Consider the following 19,345-nt stretch of genomic DNA (forward strand, 5'->3'; position numbering starts at 1 on the left):
TTAATTTACACACTACTTCTTATAGACCCAAAACTTTCGGTTCCTGTGCTTGGTAATACAGCACATATCTTTGGTTTTATGAAACCAAGTAGTCATTTTTAACAAGGTATTCATTCGAATACAGTCTATCAGTATATCTATGTGTACTTGTTGCCTTTGGCGAAACGCTGTATCCGCTTGTTTGTGACTGCACTTTAAATGAAGCATCTACCAAAGTTCTAGTTAGGATAACATTTCTTTAATATGCACAATTCATTTTTAGACTATCGTAAGTAATTTTCAAATTTAGTATAGTGAAATCTGAAAGTATATTTACACCTAATCCATGTAAATTCTAACTGCATCAATTTCTTTACCTAAAACACCTGCATAGCCGTTGTTTGAATCTTTTTCATTATATCCTGTTACATATGGTAACCATCTATTTGAATTTTTAAGGTGAACTTGATAATGTATAGTTCTACCTGTATTTGTAGTCATCATCAATCCATCTATAGGTTTACTTAAGATTCCTGCATAATCACTTCTATTAGTTACTGCTGGCAACCAACTACCACCCTTATAATGTACTTTATATGTTATATTTCCACTTGATAAGTTTGCGTATATACCAGTAATGCAGTTTCCATATATGCCTGCATAATCCTGAGTGTTAGTTACATTCGGCAACCACTTTTTAAGAGTAATATCATAAGCTTGATATGTTACGTTTATTTTTACAGGATTATTTTGAGTCGGTGTTGAAGTTGGTTTTAAAGTCGGTGTTGAAGTTGGTTTTAAAGTTGGTTTTAAAGTCGGTGTTGAAGTCGGTTTTAAAGTTGGTGTTGAAGTTGGTTTTGAAGTCGGTTTTGAAGTTGGTTTTAAAGTTGGTTTTAAAGTTGGTTTTAAAGTTGGTTTTAAAGTTGGTTTTATAGTCGGTTTTGGAGCGGGCATTTTTGATGGTTCATTATACATAATGTTCATATCAACATTGCCATTTACGCCATTACAGCTACTAGTATATGAATATTGCCATATATCATAACTTGTATTTGTATAGCCACAATATCCACGATAGTCAGCAACCCATAGTGAGTATCCACAATTATATAATTTACTTGAATCTAAATAATTATTAAACCAATTCGTATTTGCATAGATCCCAACAGTATAACCTGAGCTTTTTAGTGCTTTACAAAACTTAACAGCATAATTTGTAAGAGTTGATTTGCCTAAATATGTTGTATTTGATTCTTCCATATCATAGTAAACACAAAATGGATTTTTCCCCTTCAGAAGTCTTTTAGCATGAGCTATTTCACTATCTACGCTTTCATTTCCAGTGCTATTTTTTGCGTAACTATAAAAATAAATTGCATAAGGAATCTTATTGTCTATACAACCTTTAACATTTTTCTCAAATTGCCTATCATCTTGGCTTGATATATTATCACCGTAACCACATCTTATGATTGCAAAATCTATACCTGCTGCTTTCACTTTAGCCCAATCAACTATACCATTTGAATGACTAACATCAATTCCTTTTTTTGTAACAGCAGATGTTGGTGTGCCTGAAGTACCTATTGAAGTTGGTTTTGAAGTCGGTGTTGATGCAACTGATCCGCTTCCTACATTAAAGCCTGAATTGACAAGTGTCTTACTTGTACTGCTTGCATCTCTTGCTATAACTTGATATCTGTAACTTCCTCTTGGTAATTTATCAAAAGTAATATATTGGTCTAAATTTGCAATTGAATATGATTTTGCATTAGGAGCTACTGTCTTGGATGTAAGTAATTTTCCTTCTGTGTTTACAACCCTAACTGTTAATGATGTAATATTATAGTTTGATGACACTTTTCCATTGATAGAAAATGTTTTTCCATAAGTTAGTGTAGAAGGTGGAGGGTTATTTTTTGAAATATCAAGTGTTGATGCTGTAGGTGTTGTTGGTGTGCCTGAATTACTTGATGCTTCCCACAAAAGTTCCCAATCAGTTTTTCCATTTGTGAAATTTTTTCCACCTTTTATCAATATATTGCCATTTTTCATCTTACCCTTTTTACATATAGATGTAGTCCTGTCTGTATTAACAATGAATGCATCATATGCAATAACATTTCCGTTTCCCAAATCATCTTTAAAATCATCCTCTTTAAAATCCTTACCAAATTCGCCTCTAAATACGGAAATATCAACATGTTCACCATATGCATCAGGAGTATAATAATATGTTTTAGTAACTTCATTATATTTTTTTCCCTGTCCGCCTGCTTGATAAAAAGGTGTTCCTTGCTCAATTTTTTTCCCCACTGGAAGATCCGAAATATCGGAATCATGCATAAATGCAACTGCCATGTGAGCAAAAGTCTTTCCATCTGCATAATGTACTTTATTTTTACTTTGTAATATTACATACCCCCAATGTGGATCACGATAAACAATCTCTCCAGTAAAAGGTGCAAATACGTTTCCTCCCGGTATGATATCAATTGCATTCTTATTATCATGCGATGCACTTTCATAAGCAATCTGCGACAAATTCAAAGTCGGTGCAGGAAACCACGCTGTTTCATCACTCGCTGCATTGACCTTAAAATTTTGTGGCATAAATGCTACAGCCATGCAAAACATCAAAACTATACTTAAAATTCGTTTTTTCATTTTTGCTCCTCCTCGTATAATAGTATTTGTAAGGATTTTATATAGGAATTTCCAGTTACAATCCTCACATACTGATACTTAAACTCACTGGAAATTATCTTAAAAGCTACTTCAAAGGCTACCTCAAAGCCAACCATAAGATATATGCTTAATACTTAGTATTAAGCGGCCTTGCGGCAATAGGTTTACACTGTACATTGATAATTTAATCATTTGCTATTGAACTTAACTAATGCTCGTGAAACAATATTATTAAGCTATTGAGGACGGTTCTGTCATCTCCTGTTGGACCTTTTGTGGCTGCTTCTGTTTAAGTCAGTTCCCCTGTCCTGATGTTAGCTTTATACCGCTGGGTGTTTTTCTCCCAAAGCCCTCTCCTGTATGGCAGTTCAAGGAGTCGTGCATAGAGCTTTCGGAGGTGTATTCTAATTGCGAGGATGTTGATGCATCAGGTAGCATGGGCATTAGTTAAGTTCAATAGCTCAAAAATTCAAATCAAGAAGGAGGTGATTTCATTGTCAAATTAATTATTGGTAGGCATTGATGTTAGTCTTAAAGACAACAAAGTTCGTATCCTTCATCCTGATGGAACCAGTCTTTCCAAGTTTGTTGTTTCAAACTCCGTTCCCGATGCAAAAACCCTTTCCTAGAGGGTCACAGGGATCGCAGAAAAGAATAATTTTGATTCCATTGTTATTGGTCTTGAATCTACTTCTGTCTATGGTGATCCTCTTGTTTACTTCTTGAAACAAGATGCTTCTGTTAATAGGTTCAATACCAAAATCCATGTACTTAATCCTACACAGGTCAATAAGTTTAAATTAATGTATCCTGACCTTCCAAAAACCGATGATATAGATGCATGGGTAATAGCAGAACACCTACGCTTTGGACGTATTAATAAGGAGGTCTACATGGATGACAAATATAAGGCTCTTCAAAAGCTTACAAGAGCCAGATTTCATACAGTTCAGAACCTTGCCAGGGAAAAGAACTGGTTCCTAAACAACCTATTCTTGAAATTTTCTTCACTTGCCCAAGAGAAGATTTTTTCAGACAGGTTTGGAGCTACATCCAGCAGTATCATAGAGGAATTCTTTTCTGTGGATGAAATATCTTACATGCCAATCGAAGAGTTGGTTGATTTCATAAACAAAAAAGGTAAAGGCCACTTCGAGAATACTGAAGACGTTGCAGCTGCTCTCCAAAAAGCAGCAAGAAGTTCATATCGTCTCCCAAAGACAGTTACAGACTCTGTCAATCAGGTTCTCGCTGTATCTTTTTTAGCTATAAAAGCTTATAAGGAACAGCTTAAAATCTTTGATAAGGCAATAGAGGAACAGGTCAAGCTTATTCCTAATACACTGACCTCAATCAAAGGAATTGGTCCTGTTTACTCTGCTGGAATAATAGCAGAAATTGGTGATATTCATCGTTTCAAGGATCAAGCTGCATTGGCTAATTTGCGGGTATTGCCTGGTCAAGACATCAGTCAGGCAATTTTACAGCTGCACATACTAACTTGATTAAATTCGGTAACAGGTATTTACGTTATTACATCATGGAAGCTACTAACAAAGTAAGATTGCACGATCACGAGTTAAAACGCTTCTATGAACTTAAGTACAGCCAAACCCCAAAAACCCCACACAAGAGAGCACTTGCATTAACTGCCAGAAAATTCGTCCGTATTGTCTATGCTCTGCTTAATAGCAATCGGCTTTATACACCACCAAAAGGAATTTAATTTCCAATTGGCCGTTCCATAACCTACCATATTTTACATGAAACTTTGGTAGGCTTATTAGCGTGTAGCTCTTTTGTGCTTTTTTACTAAAATTATACGTTTTCAGTCATTAGTGTTGCATAAAGTTTTTTAACAAAATTCAACCTACACTTTCTGGTTGAAGTAATAGTATTTACCTGTAGAAAATATGAAAGCCCCTTTGTTAATATCAAGTGGGTTCGCAAGCAAGCAGCCACATACATTAACAAAGGAGCTAACAAACACGGCTAATTGTACTACAGTTTTTGAAACATTAACAGGCTTTTTGCCAAAGAACATTCTGGAAAGAGCTATTAATGAAACAGGTGCTGAATATGGTACCAAAAAGTTTACTGTTCTTCGGCAACTTAATACGATGATGTATGCTCATCTGACTGAAACTACTGGTCTTAGGGATATTGAAGCAGCTATAATAGCTGACAAAAAACTTCAGGAATACACAGGAACTATCAGTGCTTCACAAATATCTCGTGCAAATAGATCACGTGACACAGTAATTTTTAAACAGATATTTGAGGCTTCTCTTGCTAAGCTGAAGAAGCATAACGGAATACGAATCATACCAGGAAGTTGGGGAATGCTTAAGGCACTCGACTCAACCACTGTAAGTCTTTGCATATCTTTATTTCCCTGGGCAGAATATCGAGATAAAACTGCGGCAGTTAAGATCCATACCCTCTACGATATACTTCTTGGGTGCCCTGAAAGTATTGTGATGACTGAAGGTATTATTCATGACAAAGAGAAAATGAAAAACTTTGTCAAAGAACCAGGCATAACATACCTTTTTGACCGAGCATACCTTGACTACAAAGAATTTGATAGATACTGCATGGAAGGAATCTTCTTTGTATCAAGGCTTAAGAAAAACGCCATCATGAAGGTTATGAATGAGAACGCTGTTCTTAAGGGTGAGTCTGTTTTATCTGACAAAGAAGTTATCCTTGGGGGTCAAAGTACTCAAATGCAGCATCCTATCAGGGCTATCCAAGTAATTGACTCATCAAACGGTGAATTATTTTATATAATTACAAACCGTTTTGATCTCACTGCGGAAGAAATCGCCCAGATATACCGTTTAAGGTGGACTATAGAAACCTTCTTCAAGTGGATCAAACAGCACCTTAAAATCAAGAAGTTCTTTGGAACCAGCTTTAATGCTGTACTTAACCAAGTTTACTCAGCACTTACGCTTTATTGTTTATTGCTACTAATGCATATCCTGGTAGGTACTAAACATAACTTCTTAAAGACAGTAAGGCTTATTGCCAAAGGTCCTTGGAACACCCTTTTACAGTTTCAAGAGGACTTGAGCCCTAAAAGCCTCCACCTAAAGTTGAGCAAAAGCGGTTCAATTGGAAACAAGAATTTGAAACTGTGCTACGCAGGTATAAAGTCAGTTAATTGTATTAAGTTTTTTAATTTTTTAGTGCTTAGGCTTAGGTGGTCACTCCCCTTTTCTCTAGCATGTGGCAGAATCTCCTTCTATGTGAAGGCTATGCCAGCAAATTATTTACATTGACTTTTTATTATAAATTTAATGCAACGCTAATGGTTTTCAGTCTTTACATTTTCCAATTTTTCTCTTGACATTTTACCGCTGGACTTATTCTTTACTCCCCTAAATCCCATTTTCTCATACAGATAATCTCTCTCCCAACTACTAGCACAATCAATATTTAAACTTAAAGTAATTTAAAACATTATGATTTTTCAAACAAATTTTCGTCCCTTCAAATTTTAGTTTAGTTGTTATTTTTAACTTAACTCGTTGTGTTAATTAATTAAGGACTGCTGAAGAATTATACAATGTATACACCGTACATTATTTAAAATACATGTAATATCGTATTATCCCTCCCTTAAATGCAATTTTTTTCGAGAATGTCCGGAGTTCTCTAATATCCCTTTCAGTACAATTATATCCCTCCAAAAGTTTTAGTTTCAAGATATATTTATTCATTTATACAATGTCATCTGTCTAAAAAATAATGGTAACTTGTCGGCTCTTCTATTGAAATTTTTTTCACAAATGAGTAAACTATTGTTATATAATATAAGTTTTTAAACAATTAATTTAGCATACAGAGGCGGATATAATGAAATCTGAGTCATTATTACTGAAAAATATTCTTCTGGATATAGAAGTCTTATCAGTTTTGATTTCCTTAATACTACTGGTGGTATATTGGAAAAGGTCGGAAAAGAATTGTTTTTTAATATGTTATACACTTTATCAGGTCACTGTTATATTTCATACTTCGTCACATGTTATGAAACATTTAAATCAGTTTCTGGATTTAAAAGAATTCTATTTTGCTTGTATCAAAAACATCTCTTTTACCTTTGCTGAGATTACATGCCTAATCCTTTTCTGGGTATTTGCTAATCCACAAAAAAAAATAAATAAGAAATTAGCACCGATATTCATACTCCCTATTATTTATTCCATACTTACTATTACCAATAGATGGAGCGGCATACTAGCACCAATTAGAGTAACACAAAATGATATAAGATTTGGAGATAAAACTAATTTCTGTCATGCGATTGAGTATACTATTTGGTTCACAGCAATACCACTTGTATTTATCAGTTTAAAAAAACTTGTTAAGATGAGAGGTTATAAGCTGATTCAAGGGATGCTGATTTTTTCGGCTCTTTTAATTCCAAGCATTCTGTACTTCATTAGAATGATACTAAATATAGATTTGCTACCGTCACTGGAATTTGATCCTGTTCCCGCTGCTATGTCTATATCAACTATTCTTTTAGCTATTGCAGCTATAAAATATAGGCTAATAAGCCTTGTTCCTGTAGCTTTTAAAGAATTTGCCGAAAGCATCAGTACTCCTTTTATAGTTCTGGATAACAATAACAGGGTTCAATATTACAATAATATGTTCTCCAGAGTATTTTCATTTGTATATATAAAAAGAGAATGTCATATACAGCAATTCTTTCAGCAGCTAAAAAATTATGCTAGAGATTATACGTATATAGATACAATAGAAGCATTAAGCAATACCAATAATTTTACAAATATTAATTTGGAAGTATGTCTGTTCATCCCTAAAGAAACCATATACAAGGTTTCTTTGCAGGAAATTAGAGCATATGGAAATGAGCGGGTAGGAAAGCTTATGGCTTTTAATGACATTACTTATTACAAAATTCTAGCTAGGGTACAGAGTGAATTGGCAGCAACAAAAACTCGCATTGAGATATCCACAGAGGCCCATGATGTCATCGGTTATGCTATGACACATATCATAATGTATCTTCAAGAGGAGCTTTCAAACTTATCCGAAGAAGAAATAAAACAAAGAGAAAATACAGTAAAAGCCTTGAAAATGGCAAAAGAGAAGAATGCAGAATTTAGGGAAATATTATACAAGGGTTTTAACCCGAACTCTGCAAATACAGAAGGTCAGCCCGAAAATTTCAAGGATAAGCTTATGTATAGATTGAAAAGCATAAAAGAAAAATTACCATCTGGAATTAATATGGTTTATAGTATTGATGGACAGCTTACAGCAATAGATGAAAAATACTTTAATGCATTAGATAGTATATGCCTTGAAGCTATAAACAATTCTTTAAAACATGGAAATGCTAGAAATATAGAAGTCATACTTAAGGGCAGTAATTCTGACCTTAGACTGAAAATCATTGATGACGGTAAAGGCTGTATGTCTGTCAACAAAGGAATAGGCTTAACTAGTATGACGGATAGGGTTAACAAGCTTGGAGGAACACTAAGATTTATAAATGAGCCAGAAGGCGGATTTGGAATTTTTGTAAATATACCAATAACTACAAAAAGGGGAAATATCAATGGAGGACTCAAAGTTATATAAAGTAGTAATTGCAGATGACCATCTGATAGTACTCAATGGAATTAAACGAATTTTAGAATGTGACTCGGAAATAGAAATTGTAGCATGTGCCCAAAATGGAACTCTTGCATACAATGCTTGCAGGGATTTTCAGGTGGATATTGTGCTGCTGGATCTTGTTATGCCTTTGTGTGATGGGATAGAAGCTGCGAAGATGATTAAATCCCTTGATAAAGACATAAAAATACTTATTCTTACATCAATTCCTGACAGCACAAAAGTAATTGAAGCTGTCAAAATTGGTATAAACGGCTATATTTTAAAAGATTCAGCTCCGGAGGATTTAATCTTTTCTGTAAAGAACGCTGTAAATGGGAAAAAAGTTTTTGATAAAATCATTTTTGATAAACTTATTGATAATATGGCAACACTAGATGTAACACATAATTTATTTGTTGATCTCTCCGAAACTGAGTATAAGGTATTGGATCTTATTGCAAACGGGCTGGAAAACAAAGAAATTGCAGATGCCCTCTTCATAAGCCCAAGCACTGTAAGAGGAGTAGTCTCAACCCTGTTGTTAAAATACAATGTTAAAAATAGAACCCAACTTGCCATATTTGCTACAAAGAATGGTTTAGGCTGATTATATAGTACCTGATAAAACCTATCAAGAAAATTCGCTTCGCTCATGACTTAAAACCCAAAACCTCTACTCATCACTAAATCCTGCATATAATCCGTATCCCCTTACAATGATCTCTGGTTCTTCATCTGGCTTCATAATACCAACAGCACACTTCTCACAAGTAAACTCATGAGAACCAAACAGTAATTGTTGTGGATTTATTTGTAAGCATCAAATACAAGCAGACATATAGGCATCTCAATTAAATAATATCAATATCTTTTCCTACCAAGCCATTCATCCAGAGCCTTAGATATTTCAACCCTAAACTCTTCATCTGGTAGACCAAGATCAGTTCCACGCTCATATGTCTGATCTATTGTATGGGCAAACCAGTCTGCAAATCTGGCGTCCTCAAGCTCCATATGAGGAAAATGCTCTATCACATAAGCAGAATAATCCAAATCAAAAAAATAACGGTCTATTTCACCATTTACAAAATCAGAGATGAAATCAATCATAAATGATGTGTGCTTTTTGTAGTTCATTTGTCTTCCTCCCAGGCATATTTTTCAGGTGCTGTTCCTTTTGGCTTTGGTACAAACACATTGGATGGTATTTTATCGCTGTCAGGCAATAAATCTTCAATTTTTGTTACATATCCCGATTTTCCAAGGTTAGGGGCGTTTGTAAGAATCCACGATAAATATTCAAATGGATTTAAGCCGTTTTCGATTGCTGTCACGATCAGGCTATAATAAATTGCACTTGCCTTCGCACCGTTAGGTGTATTGGAAAAAAGCCAATTTTTTCGCCCGATAACAAAAGGTTTTATACTACGTTCTGCACGGTTGTTTGAAATTTCCAACCTGCCATCAAGCAGATACCTTTCAAGATACTTTCGTTGGCTCTTTGCATAATATGCCGCTTTTCCAAGTAGTGTATTTGGTAATGCATTCAATTGTTCCATCCAGTTAAAAAATTCGTTTATCAGAGGTTTAGACTGCCTTTCACGCTCTTTATGCCTGTTTTCTGGGGACAACGAAGCAAATTGCTTCTCGAGATGAAACAGCTTGTCACAATATTCTACTCCTTTGGCTGCATTTGAACCAGGCTGTTTGTCCTTTGGCAAGATTTTCAACGCATCAAAAAGCTTCCTCCGCAGATGAGCCAGGGCAGCCAACTACCATAATGTTTCCCGGTAATTTATGACCCTGTCCCAAGTAGATAGACACTTAAAACATAGAGAAATCTTTTGTTTTTGTACAAATGCTTGAATTTTCTGTGTTACGCAAATTTTTGAATCGGAATGGAGCGTAGCGTAATGGAGATTCAAAAATTTGCGGCAGCGGCTGTAAACACCTCAGGTGTCATATATCCATTACTTGCATGTAACCTTTTCCTGCGGTAATAAATTTCTATGTACCAAAATATCGCAGCCCCTGGCTTCATCACGTGTCTTAAAATGTTGTTCATTTAGCCATTCCTGCTTCAATTTTCCCCAAAAGCTTTCCATTGGTGCATTGCCCCAGCAATTACCTTTCCTACTCATTGAACAAATAAAAGTATGCTTCTTTAAAAGTTGCTGGTAATCTTTGCTACAATACTGGGTACCCATATCTGAGTGTATTAGTACTCCCTTCGGGTTTGACCTTCTTCCTATAGCTTGATTTAGGCACCTAATAACAAGATCCTTTGTCATACGTTCATCCATTGCCCATCCAACTACCTCACGACCACACAAATCAACTATGCCAGCTAAATAAAGCCATCCTTCATCAGTTGGTATATATGTTATATCACTTACCCATTTCTCATTAGGATTTTTGGCAAAAAAATCTCTGTTAAGTACATTATCAGCCACAGGTAAATTGTGGTTAGAGTTTGTTGTAGCTTTGTACTTCTTCACTACTTTAGACTTCCAACCATTATTCCTCATTATCTTTGCAACTGTTTTTCGATTTACTGGTGCCTCTGGCGTGCTAAGCCTTTCTGCTATTTTTACAGACCCTGGAATCTGCTTGTTTTCATAAAACTCTTCCTTTACAAGCTCTGTAAGATTTCTTTCCCTAATACTTCTCTTGCTCTCTGGACGTTTATCCCATGCATAATAACCGCTTCTTTTAACTTCAAGCACTTTGCATAGCTTCGCTATCCTGTAATTTGAGGATTCAGCTTTGATAAACTTGTATATTTCTACTTTTGATTTTTGGCGAAGTAAGCTGCCGCCTTTTTTAATATCTCGTTTTCTTCCTTAAGCTCTTTTATTTCCCTTTGTAGTTTTTTAAATGCCTCATCTTCCGGTTTTATATGACCACTACCGACAAATGGCTTCTCACTGTTTTCACGGTATCTTGATACCCATCCATATATTGTTGTGTCTCTTATACCAACTTCTTTGGAAATAAAGGATACTGTTTCGCCACCTTCTACTATTCTTTTACATATCTCAGTCTTATATGCCTGATCATAAACTTTTCCCGTTACTGCTCAGGCATTGACAAAACAATAATGGTAAACTTTGAGGGATGCTGATTTGAAATATTCACCGCTATAATAATATCTAAGATCAAACGGAATATGGCGGTGAATTTAATGGATGAAGCATTCATCATAAAAAAATATAATGAAGGTATCAATGCAGTCATCGCATTAGTAAATAGCTTATTAATAGAGAACGCAGCCCTTAAAGAATCAGTAACTAACCTAACGTCAGAAAATCAAAAACTCAATCAGGGGATAACTGAAATAGAATCCCGGCTTAATAAAAACAGCAGCAACAGTGGTAAACCGCCTTCGTCCAGGCTGTCCGAAAATTAAATTTTTAGATATTTTACAACATTATGCAATTTTAAATATAGAATAATGATTGGAATCTGGAAAGTTTGAAAAATAACACTTATTAAATTACCCTACATTCACCTAAATCATCTTAAATTGAAGCGACTATTTCCTTTGTTCCTTTGATGTTTATTAACCTTTTCATATTATAACAAAAGAAAGCTAGGCCTGTTTCGCCTGAAACAAGCTTTTTGCCACGAAGTAAGAAATATTCAAAATTCATAACTCTTTTTAGTGTTCCAAATGGATGTTCCACAATCATTTGTCTTTTTTTGTACTTAGCACCATTAGCATTAAATCGTTCTATAGCATTTTCAACTATCTCTTCCTTTGGGTTGCGTTCAATGTGACGACCATATTTTGATGTTGTGCATTTATCCCGATATGGGCAATTTTGGCACTCTTCATAATTATAATAAATTTTCATCTTTACATCTTCACTTTTTGAACGCATATATAATTTTTTCCCAGCCGGGCAAATGTACATGTCATTATCCTTGTCATATATAAACTTTTCTTTTATATATCCAGAATCGATATTTGGTGTTACTACTTTTTGTTTTGGAACATATGGCACAATTCCGTTTTCTTCACACTTTATAATATCTTCACTTTTAAAATATGCTTTATCTGCTAATACTTCTATACTGTCAACTCCCAATTTCTCCTTTGCATTTTTAGCTACATCATATAACAACCCTTGATCAACTGCATCATTTCTCACTTCATAATCTATTATTAATTTGTTTTTCTCATCTACTGCTGTTTGTACATTGTAGCCAATTATTGTTCCTTTTGTATTACCAGTTTTCATTCTTTTTGCATCAGGATCAGTTAAGCTTATTCCTGAGGTATCGTTAAGCACTTCTTTAAGTTCATTGTAGAGCTCTTTCTTTTCTTCAAGGACTTTAATTCTATCGCTAATTTCTTTTGTTGCTTCTTTACAATCATTTTCTTCCAATGCTTTTAAATATTCCTTTAACTTTTCCTCTGTCAACTCTTCCATGAATTTAAGTTTCTTTAAAGTATAATATTTACTCTTGGCCGCATCTGCTCTTATTTTAGTCCCATCTATAGCAATTAATTCTTTTCCTATTAGGTTAAAATCATTACATATATTAATAAGGTTTTTAAATAGATTATCAAAACAGTCAATATGTTCTTTACGAAAATCAGATATTACTGAATGTTTTGGTTGTACTCCTTTCAATAACCATTTAACTTCCAAATTTATTTTTGCTTGTTTTTCTAGCTTTCTAGAACTTCTTATACCATTGAAATATCCATATACATACAGTTTAATTAAATCCATTGGTGAATACATTGATCTTCCAGAATTCTCATTATTCCCTTCTTTAAATCCCAGATCTTTAATATCCATTGATTCAATTAATGCATCAATTGCCCTAACTTCACTTTCTTCATCTATATGGTCTTCTAGGCTACTTAGCTCAACCTGTTTTCTACTAATGCCTTTTACATAATTCATAATTTTATAAACCTCAAAATTATTATTTGTTATATTATATCATATATGTTAATATAATGCATGATTTTCGGACAGCCTGGCGAAGGAACGCTGGTAAACACTGCAAACAAGCTGTACAACATACTGGAAGAGCCTGTAGAAGAGATTAAGCAACAGGTAACGGATGCGGATGTAGCAAGTTTCGATGAGACTGGAATGCGTTCCGAAGGTAAGACACAATGGTTACATGTAGCATCCACTGAACGGCTGACTTATTACGCCATCCATGATAAACGAGGGGAAAAGCTGCACGGGACATCGGTATTCTGCCAGATTTCAAGGGAACAGCCGTACATGACCACTGGAAGCCATACTATAGCTTCAGTAACGGGAATGCCAGAATGGTACCCCCTTATTTGGCGACCTGATTAGGACAATGGACGATATTTTACCTGATGGAACGTTTAAAAATATCTATTTTGAGGCAAGCTAAAAATATGAGTAAACGTAAACCTATTAAAAGAAAAATACCATTAAAACAACAGCTAATTGGTGACAGGACCTTAACTCTTGAAGAACGGCTTAAGGATAGTGAGACATTCCCTGAAGGGCCAATGAATCTTGTAAAAAATTCTGAAGAAAAAATGTCCGATATTCTTCTATCCTTTGCAACCCCACTTTTAAATGGAACTGAAAGCATAGAAGAAGCGGATCGCCTTATTGGCTTTGCAATGGCTGTCTGGAACATAAGTATGACTCCAAAGGTGGATAGAGCAGCTGCTATCCCTGCCATAGCAGGAGTTTTTTGCTCAGACACAGGCAAGGGAATTGAAGGTACACTATCGCTGCTTCGTACATTATTGCAAAGGAAAGACGATTATTTTTCTCATGTCAAAAAATATATCATTGATTATGAGATCAGCCTTAAAAATGGAGAGCCTTCGCTAAAAGTCATTTGGGCCCCTCTTATACCTGAAGCATGAATCCCATTCAGCTATTTCATTTAGTGATATCAGACTAATACCACTTGTTTAATGAATTGCGTGTGTATAAATGAGTTTTTTAAAGTATGTTTTAGACATGGGGTCAAAGACCATGTTTAAATGTTATCACAGGTACTCTTAAAATTGGAATGCCTGAGTAGTAACCTTTTCCCATCTCCGACACACCTTCCTTTTGTTTTATTATACTCTATGTTCTATGTGTCTACAAAATGGGGTATGGGTCAATTTACTCTTGGCTGCATCTGCTCTTACCTTGGTTCCATCTATAGCTATCAATTCGTTGCCTATTAGATTAAAATCATTGCATATGTTTATAAGATTTTTAAGCTTGCTTTGTTTTCCCTTCTATTCGTCTTTTTGCCTGTATGTTGAAACCATTTGTCCTTTCCTTGAAACACCAGTCAATAATCTTTGCCAATTCCTTGTTTCCAGGCATTGCCTTTCTTAATGCTGTTAATATATAATACTGCCACTTCTTTCGTATTATCTTGTAGTCTATATATGGCATTGCTACCCATTTGCCTTTAGGAGATAGTCCTCCTTCTGTCATAAGCATATGTACATGCATATTTGTCTTCAAATCCCTCCCGAACGCGTGAAGTACCATTATTATTCCAGGTTCTGCTTTTTTATCCTTTCCGTTATACTCTTTTACTATATCTTTCATTACTTTTGCTGCTGTATCAAGCATCAGCTTTTGTAATGTTGAATTCCCCTCAAAATATGACCATAGTTTATCTGACACCGTCAATATTATATGTCTGTAAGGAACTGCATACATTTCCTTGTTTACTTTTTCAGCCCACTCGTCGGCATGTTTTTTCCACAAACTGTACATATTCGGCTCTTGCAACTGTGGGGTAATATCTTTGCTTCCCCACAGTCGCAACACATATATACAGAATGACCCATACATGACAGCATCTTTTCCACTTCTCTTCTCTCAACCTCTCTGACTGTGAAGATGCATTTTTTTAAGTATGTCTCCCAGTTATCATTCAAGCACAATATCATTTTAAAAGTTAGCATCATTGCTGCTATTGTTTTTTGTACTGGATTTATCATAAATTCAGTTTACCATTTATCTACCTATTTTTCCACTCTTACATATTATTACTTTATTACCTCTTATCTGGATTTTATAAATTCCTATACTCCAAGAAAATTCGCTTCGCTCATGACTTAAAAACCTTAATCCTTTAGTACCTTATGTCTTTAAAACACTAATAAAAAGCAAGAATTTAGGCAACCAAATTTGCCAAGTCCTCTGTTGATGCGGATAATATAGCATTTAAAGCAGAGGATATTTTTCGGCCTTTGTCAGTTAAGGCATACTTATGCTGCTTGGGTAGCCTCCTAATAATACCATGGGAGCGAAGTAATGAAATCTGGCGACTGATTTTCGAAGAAATTTTTTATCAGTCATTCCATTTGCCCATTCTGTGCCAACTAATTTTCCTTGCAATGTTTTATTCGTTATAGAACCTGCATTGAAAATAGGATCTGATATTGCCCTTAAAATTTCCTTGTCCTTTCCGGTTACATCTAAGCCTCTAAACTTTTTCCCATTACGGGTAATTGAAACTGTAATATCTTCAAACAGTTTGGCAACAGGTGTTTTATCAGAAACAGTTGCAAGCTGTTCTGCAACACTTTTATTCCTTTCTGCTGAAATTTTTGATCCTTGTACCGTCATGCCAAGTACTGACCTTTGGCATTAGCTCTGGATTTGCAAGCGGATGTGGTTGACCATCTTTCCTTACAGGATGTCCCATATATTTTAATACTCTGTCATATGTGCCTGTAATTATTGAATGGCGAAGAAGGTTTTCCATCAAAGGAGCTAATGACCGAGTATCGTCGAATATGTAATCTTTAGCCATCTCACTCTGCCATAATGTCCAGTAGTATTTCATGTTGTCACCAAGTATTTCTGTCATTCCAGGAAAAACCTCATTGGCAAACCCTGAAAGCATTTGTTCCCAATTTGTATCCAACTGGCTATTTAATAACTTCTGTGCTAATTCATAGTCATCTATATGCAAAAATTTGTTCCCATCTACTATGTATCTGCATTTTTCTTTATCAACGAAACGATGTAACCACTCCCTTCCGTTGATTGCTATCTGAATACTATATGGAGCCCATGTCTGAAGTCTAATGCTCATGAATCCATATTCAACATGGTCATAATAAAAATAAAGATGTTTACACCTTGACTTTTCAATCCTTAAACTTGGATAGCCTGCAACTGCATCAAACGTGGATCTATATGTTGTGCAACTCTCGACACATGACCAAACTCCTATTAGACCAAATTTTACATTGGTTTCTTTTTGAAGATTGTGTGCCAGTTCTTCTTTTCTTGTGTTAATTGAAGGAATATATGTTATTCCAGTGCCACAATTCTTTTGTGAATATTTTTCTGCTGTTTCTATTATTGCGATCGATTTCTTTGTAACCCAGTCTTTATACTCTTTATTCAGAACTCCTTGGCTTTTCAAAAACGATTGCATTCCCAAAGCAAATGCTATTTGTTTAAGTGTTCCTTTAAATACCAGCCTGTCAACCCCTTCTATACTTCCCTTGATTATTGTACTGAATCTATGTAATAATGAATCCATGCGTTGCCTCTTTAACATTTATTTTTGGTTGTGGAAAATTAATTATAAGTGATTGACAACGCATTTTCAATTGTTTTTATTGGGTTGTGGGCATGGCCCACTTTAGCAGATACTTTAAAGTAAAAGACAACTGTACATCATGTGGCTGGTGTGCAAAAAATTGTCCAAGAGGAAATCTATATATTCAAAATAACAAACTCATATTTGGCAACGGCTGTGTTGGATGCTTTAGATGCATATATGGCTGCCCTAATAAGTCAATTTGTTTTCAAAAAGGAAAAAGAATAGTTTTGAAGAACGGATATAACATAGACGAAGTTGAGAAAAGAATGCAAGGTGTACCTCTCGAGCCCGTTAATAAATGCTGCAAAGGGTTATGGGCGATAGGTGTCAAAAAATATCTTCTGGAGAATGAATAGGATGATGACTAATGTCAAACAAACTGCATGGTGTTGTTTCAATTTCCCTTATGGGAATTTCAATGTTGATTGGCCCTCAACTTTTATCTTTTTTCTTTTAACAGATAATATCTCTTATATATTAAAAGGCTGCGACACTAATCTCTTAGTGCAGCAGCCTTGTTATATTCCCAAACTTATTAATAGTTCTTGTCAGCGTAATCTACCCATCCGCCTTCTCTTACCAGGGTTTTATCGAATTCTCCAACCTTAAAGTCAATTTCTTCAGTTTTGCCATTTGAAGAAACAACAATTTTATCCCTGTCCACATCAATACTCATGGAAACGTCTTGGCCCTTGTACGTATTGAATAGATAATCAATTTTCTCCTTAGGAAGTTCGATGGCAAATAAGCCGCAGTTGTACATATTTTGTCTGAATATTCTGGCAAAATTCTCAGCTATTACAACGTTTATGTTGTTTACTTCCAACGCCCAAGGTGCATGCTCTCTTGAAGATCCGCATCCAAAGTTTGCTCTTGTAACTATTGCAGCTTTACCTTCAATATCTTTTTTAGGATCAAATCCGTCAAGACTTAGGTCCTCAAGAACATAAGGCTTCAAGGCCTCTTTCGTAATCTCAGTAAGATATTTTGCAGGAATTATTTCGTCGGTATTAATATCACTTCTATCTAAAAACAATACTTTTCCACTGAATGTTTTCATTTAAGCCTACCCCCTTTTATACAAACATGCTTGAATTGACTATTTTTCCTTCTATTGCACTTGCCGCTGCAGTAGCCGGGCTCATGAGATGAACTGTGCCGCCTTTTCCCATACGTCCGTTGAAATTTCTGTTGGTTGTGGAAGCACATGATTCTCCGCTTGCCAATACCCCGTTACTCATGCCAAGACAAGCACCGCAGGTGGGGTTGGTGACACAAAATCCTGCATTCTGGAACACTTCAATAATACCTTCTTTTAAGGCAAGGCTATATATTTCAGGCGTTGCAGGACTGACTATTCCACGAACATCATCGCTTATTTTCTTACCTTCCAAAACCCTGGCAGCAATCCTCAAATCCTCAATACGTCCATTTGTGCAGCTTCCGATATAAATCTGGTTAATCTTTGTACCCGCCATTTCTCTTACGGGTTTAACCTGATCAGGTTTGTAGCCGAAAGTAACCATTGGCTCAAGATCTGACACATCATATTCATACACCTTTTCATAAACAGCATCTTTATCTGAAATCCATTTGGAATATTCATTAAGTGCATCTTCCTTTGTTTTAAACTCATCCTTAATATATTTCCAAAGGTAATTTACTGTTGTCATGTCAGGATAACAAACTCCGCAAGTTCCACCGGCTTCAATTGCCATATTGCATAATGTCATACGTGATTCCATTGACATTTCGTCTACAACCGGACCTGTAAATTCCATTACCATATTTGTTGCACCATTTACAGTCAATTCCTTAATCACAAAAAGTATTACATCCTTCGCAAATACGCCAGGTCTAAGCTTACCATTCAATACTATTTTAATGGTTTTTGGAAAGTGGAATGCACATACACCCTTTAATATACCAACTTCCAAATCTGTTGTACCAACCCCTGCGGCAAATGCTCCAAAAGCCCCATGGGTACAGGTATGTGAATCCCCCATTATAATTGTATACCCAGGTCTTGCAAACCCCTTTTCCGGGAATATAGCATGACATACACCGTTACGCCCAATATCAAAAAAATCCTTTATACCATTCCTTTTAGCCCATTCTCTGAGTATTCTTCCCTGCTCTGCTGTTTTACTGTCCTTTGCAGGTGTAACATGGTCTATTACCGCTTTAATTTTAGAAGGATCAAAAACTCTGTCTTTCCCTCTTGCCTGTAAATCTGTAATTGCTATTGGTGTAGTTATTTCATGGCAAAATACCGCATCCAGTTTCAGCACATGTGTATCAGGAAATGGCATATTCACCCTGTGGGCGTCAAATATCTTTTCAGCTAATGTTTTTCCCATTTAAATCGTCCTCCTTATTCTGGCTTAATGTGACTATATAAAAAACTATATAAAATACTTTTAGTTTTCTGTTAAATAACCAGGCT

Annotated in this window: 17 protein-coding genes and 2 pseudogenes; 8 read left to right on the top strand and 11 right to left on the bottom strand. The window is 35.4% G+C overall.

The annotated features are described in order from the left end of the window. Positions 1-318 precede the first annotated feature (318 nt). Positions 319-2,646 (bottom strand): GH25 family lysozyme, encoded by a 2,328-nt coding sequence (locus Bccel_RS06490; protein ID WP_050753205.1) that lies wholly within the window; start codon positions 2,644-2,646, stop codon positions 319-321. A 695-nt stretch (positions 2,647-3,341) separates the two neighbouring features. On the opposite strand from Bccel_RS06490, the pseudogene Bccel_RS06495 reads away from it, so the two are divergent. From Bccel_RS06495 to Bccel_RS06510, 4 genes and pseudogenes are all read left to right on the top strand, one after another. Beyond that, positions 3,342-4,393, top strand: a pseudogene (locus Bccel_RS06495) (IS110 family RNA-guided transposase). A 199-nt stretch (positions 4,394-4,592) separates the two neighbouring features. Beyond that, complete coding sequence (locus Bccel_RS06500) at positions 4,593-5,954, top strand: IS4 family transposase (protein WP_162181915.1); 1,362 nt, start codon at positions 4,593-4,595, stop codon at positions 5,952-5,954. Between the two features lie 577 nt (positions 5,955-6,531). After that, positions 6,532-8,292 (top strand): sensor histidine kinase, encoded by a 1,761-nt coding sequence (locus tag Bccel_RS06505; RefSeq protein WP_036945694.1) that lies wholly within the window; start codon positions 6,532-6,534, stop codon positions 8,290-8,292. Continuing rightward, positions 8,270-8,917 (top strand): response regulator transcription factor, encoded by a 648-nt coding sequence (locus Bccel_RS06510; RefSeq protein ID WP_036945695.1) that lies wholly within the window; start codon positions 8,270-8,272, stop codon positions 8,915-8,917. The genes Bccel_RS06505 and Bccel_RS06510 overlap by 23 nt, the downstream gene beginning before the upstream one ends. Before the next feature lie 254 nt (positions 8,918-9,171). On the opposite strand, the gene Bccel_RS06515 is transcribed toward Bccel_RS06510, so the two are convergent. From Bccel_RS06515 to Bccel_RS06525, 3 genes and pseudogenes are all read right to left on the bottom strand, one after another. Further along, positions 9,172-9,447, bottom strand: coding sequence for a hypothetical protein (locus Bccel_RS06515; RefSeq protein ID WP_036944604.1), 276 nt, complete (start codon positions 9,445-9,447; stop codon positions 9,172-9,174). Next, positions 9,444-10,040 (bottom strand): IS66 family transposase, encoded by a 597-nt coding sequence (locus Bccel_RS06520; protein WP_476748353.1) that lies wholly within the window; start codon positions 10,038-10,040, stop codon positions 9,444-9,446. The genes Bccel_RS06515 and Bccel_RS06520 overlap by 4 nt, the downstream gene beginning before the upstream one ends. Before the next feature lie 191 nt (positions 10,041-10,231). After that, positions 10,232-11,377, bottom strand: a pseudogene (locus tag Bccel_RS06525) (IS3 family transposase); the annotation flags it as partial. 117 nt (positions 11,378-11,494) lie between these two features. Here Bccel_RS06525 and Bccel_RS06530 point away from each other — a divergent pair. Then, positions 11,495-11,719: a DUF6444 domain-containing protein gene (locus Bccel_RS06530; protein ID WP_036946025.1), complete on the top strand. Its 225-nt coding sequence runs from the start codon at positions 11,495-11,497 to the stop codon at positions 11,717-11,719. A 112-nt stretch (positions 11,720-11,831) separates the two neighbouring features. Here the strand turns inward: Bccel_RS06530 and Bccel_RS06535 are convergent, their stop codons facing one another. Continuing rightward, a complete protein-coding gene (locus Bccel_RS06535) occupies positions 11,832-13,229 on the bottom strand; it encodes an IS1182 family transposase (RefSeq protein ID WP_036936122.1) in 1,398 nt (465 codons plus the stop codon). Between the two features lie 60 nt (positions 13,230-13,289). On the opposite strand from Bccel_RS06535, the gene Bccel_RS06540 reads away from it, so the two are divergent. Together Bccel_RS06540 and Bccel_RS06545 are read left to right on the top strand one after the other, a co-directional pair. Continuing rightward, positions 13,290-13,640 (top strand): IS66 family transposase, encoded by a 351-nt coding sequence (locus Bccel_RS06540; protein ID WP_050753207.1) that lies wholly within the window; start codon positions 13,290-13,292, stop codon positions 13,638-13,640. A gap of 65 nt (positions 13,641-13,705) precedes the next feature. Beyond that, positions 13,706-14,191, top strand: a complete 486-nt coding sequence (locus Bccel_RS06545; protein WP_036946058.1) for a hypothetical protein — start codon at positions 13,706-13,708, stop codon at positions 14,189-14,191. 343 nt (positions 14,192-14,534) lie between these two features. Here Bccel_RS06545 and Bccel_RS06550 read toward each other — a convergent pair whose 3' ends face one another. From Bccel_RS06550 to Bccel_RS06560, 4 genes are all read right to left on the bottom strand, one after another. Further along, positions 14,535-15,050 (bottom strand): transposase, encoded by a 516-nt coding sequence (locus Bccel_RS06550; protein ID WP_160317701.1) that lies wholly within the window; start codon positions 15,048-15,050, stop codon positions 14,535-14,537. Continuing rightward, positions 15,002-15,277: a transposase zinc-binding domain-containing protein gene (locus Bccel_RS32510; protein ID WP_082225128.1), complete on the bottom strand. Its 276-nt coding sequence runs from the start codon at positions 15,275-15,277 to the stop codon at positions 15,002-15,004. The genes Bccel_RS06550 and Bccel_RS32510 overlap by 49 nt, the downstream gene beginning before the upstream one ends. A gap of 259 nt (positions 15,278-15,536) precedes the next feature. Then, positions 15,537-15,908 (bottom strand): hypothetical protein, encoded by a 372-nt coding sequence (locus Bccel_RS06555; protein WP_050753209.1) that lies wholly within the window; start codon positions 15,906-15,908, stop codon positions 15,537-15,539. Then, complete coding sequence (locus Bccel_RS06560; RefSeq protein ID WP_050753210.1) at positions 15,868-16,836, bottom strand: hypothetical protein; 969 nt, start codon at positions 16,834-16,836, stop codon at positions 15,868-15,870. Before Bccel_RS06560 ends, Bccel_RS06555 begins: the two co-directional genes overlap by 41 nt. A 92-nt stretch (positions 16,837-16,928) precedes the next feature. Between Bccel_RS06560 and Bccel_RS29590 the strand changes: the two genes are divergently transcribed. Then, the gene (locus Bccel_RS29590) at positions 16,929-17,255 is read left to right on the top strand and encodes a 4Fe-4S binding protein (protein ID WP_051983555.1); all 327 of its coding nucleotides are present in this window, start codon (positions 16,929-16,931) and stop codon (positions 17,253-17,255) included. A 179-nt stretch (positions 17,256-17,434) separates the two neighbouring features. Here Bccel_RS29590 and Bccel_RS06565 read toward each other — a convergent pair whose 3' ends face one another. Together Bccel_RS06565 and Bccel_RS06570 are read right to left on the bottom strand one after the other, a co-directional pair. After that, positions 17,435-17,959, bottom strand: a complete 525-nt coding sequence (locus Bccel_RS06565) for a 3-isopropylmalate dehydratase small subunit (protein WP_036943835.1) — start codon at positions 17,957-17,959, stop codon at positions 17,435-17,437. A gap of 16 nt (positions 17,960-17,975) precedes the next feature. Then, positions 17,976-19,259 carry a 3-isopropylmalate dehydratase large subunit gene (locus tag Bccel_RS06570; RefSeq protein WP_036943832.1) on the bottom strand — a complete coding sequence of 428 codons (1,284 nt, stop codon included), beginning with the start codon at positions 19,257-19,259 and terminating at the stop codon, positions 17,976-17,978. Positions 19,260-19,345 lie beyond the last annotated feature (86 nt).

The organism is Pseudobacteroides cellulosolvens ATCC 35603 = DSM 2933, assembly GCF_001262605.1.
Lineage (GTDB): Bacteria > Bacillota > Clostridia > Acetivibrionales > DSM-2933 > Pseudobacteroides > Pseudobacteroides cellulosolvens.

Coding starts and splice junctions, on each gene's coding strand:
- Bccel_RS06510 (WP_036945695.1), top strand. CDS start 8,270: ATGGAGGACTCAAAGTTATATAAAGTAGTAATTGCAGATGACCATCTG.
- Bccel_RS06570 (WP_036943832.1), bottom strand. CDS start 19,259: ATGGGAAAAACATTAGCTGAAAAGATATTTGACGCCCACAGGGTGAAT.
- Bccel_RS29590 (WP_051983555.1), top strand. CDS start 16,929: ATGGCCCACTTTAGCAGATACTTTAAAGTAAAAGACAACTGTACATCA.
- Bccel_RS06560 (WP_050753210.1), bottom strand. CDS start 16,836: ATGGATTCATTATTACATAGATTCAGTACAATAATCAAGGGAAGTATA.
- Bccel_RS06565 (WP_036943835.1), bottom strand. CDS start 17,959: ATGAAAACATTCAGTGGAAAAGTATTGTTTTTAGATAGAAGTGATATT.
- Bccel_RS06540 (WP_050753207.1), top strand. CDS start 13,290: ATGATTTTCGGACAGCCTGGCGAAGGAACGCTGGTAAACACTGCAAAC.
- Bccel_RS06505 (WP_036945694.1), top strand. CDS start 6,532: ATGAAATCTGAGTCATTATTACTGAAAAATATTCTTCTGGATATAGAA.
- Bccel_RS06550 (WP_160317701.1), bottom strand. CDS start 15,050: ATGTACAGTTTGTGGAAAAAACATGCCGACGAGTGGGCTGAAAAAGTA.
- Bccel_RS06555 (WP_050753209.1), bottom strand. CDS start 15,908: ATGACGGTACAAGGATCAAAAATTTCAGCAGAAAGGAATAAAAGTGTT.
- Bccel_RS06545 (WP_036946058.1), top strand. CDS start 13,706: ATGAGTAAACGTAAACCTATTAAAAGAAAAATACCATTAAAACAACAG.
- Bccel_RS06490 (WP_050753205.1), bottom strand. CDS start 2,646: ATGAAAAAACGAATTTTAAGTATAGTTTTGATGTTTTGCATGGCTGTA.
- Bccel_RS32510 (WP_082225128.1), bottom strand. CDS start 15,277: ATGATAAATCCAGTACAAAAAACAATAGCAGCAATGATGCTAACTTTT.
- Bccel_RS06535 (WP_036936122.1), bottom strand. CDS start 13,229: ATGAATTATGTAAAAGGCATTAGTAGAAAACAGGTTGAGCTAAGTAGC.
- Bccel_RS06515 (WP_036944604.1), bottom strand. CDS start 9,447: ATGAACTACAAAAAGCACACATCATTTATGATTGATTTCATCTCTGAT.
- Bccel_RS06530 (WP_036946025.1), top strand. CDS start 11,495: ATGGATGAAGCATTCATCATAAAAAAATATAATGAAGGTATCAATGCA.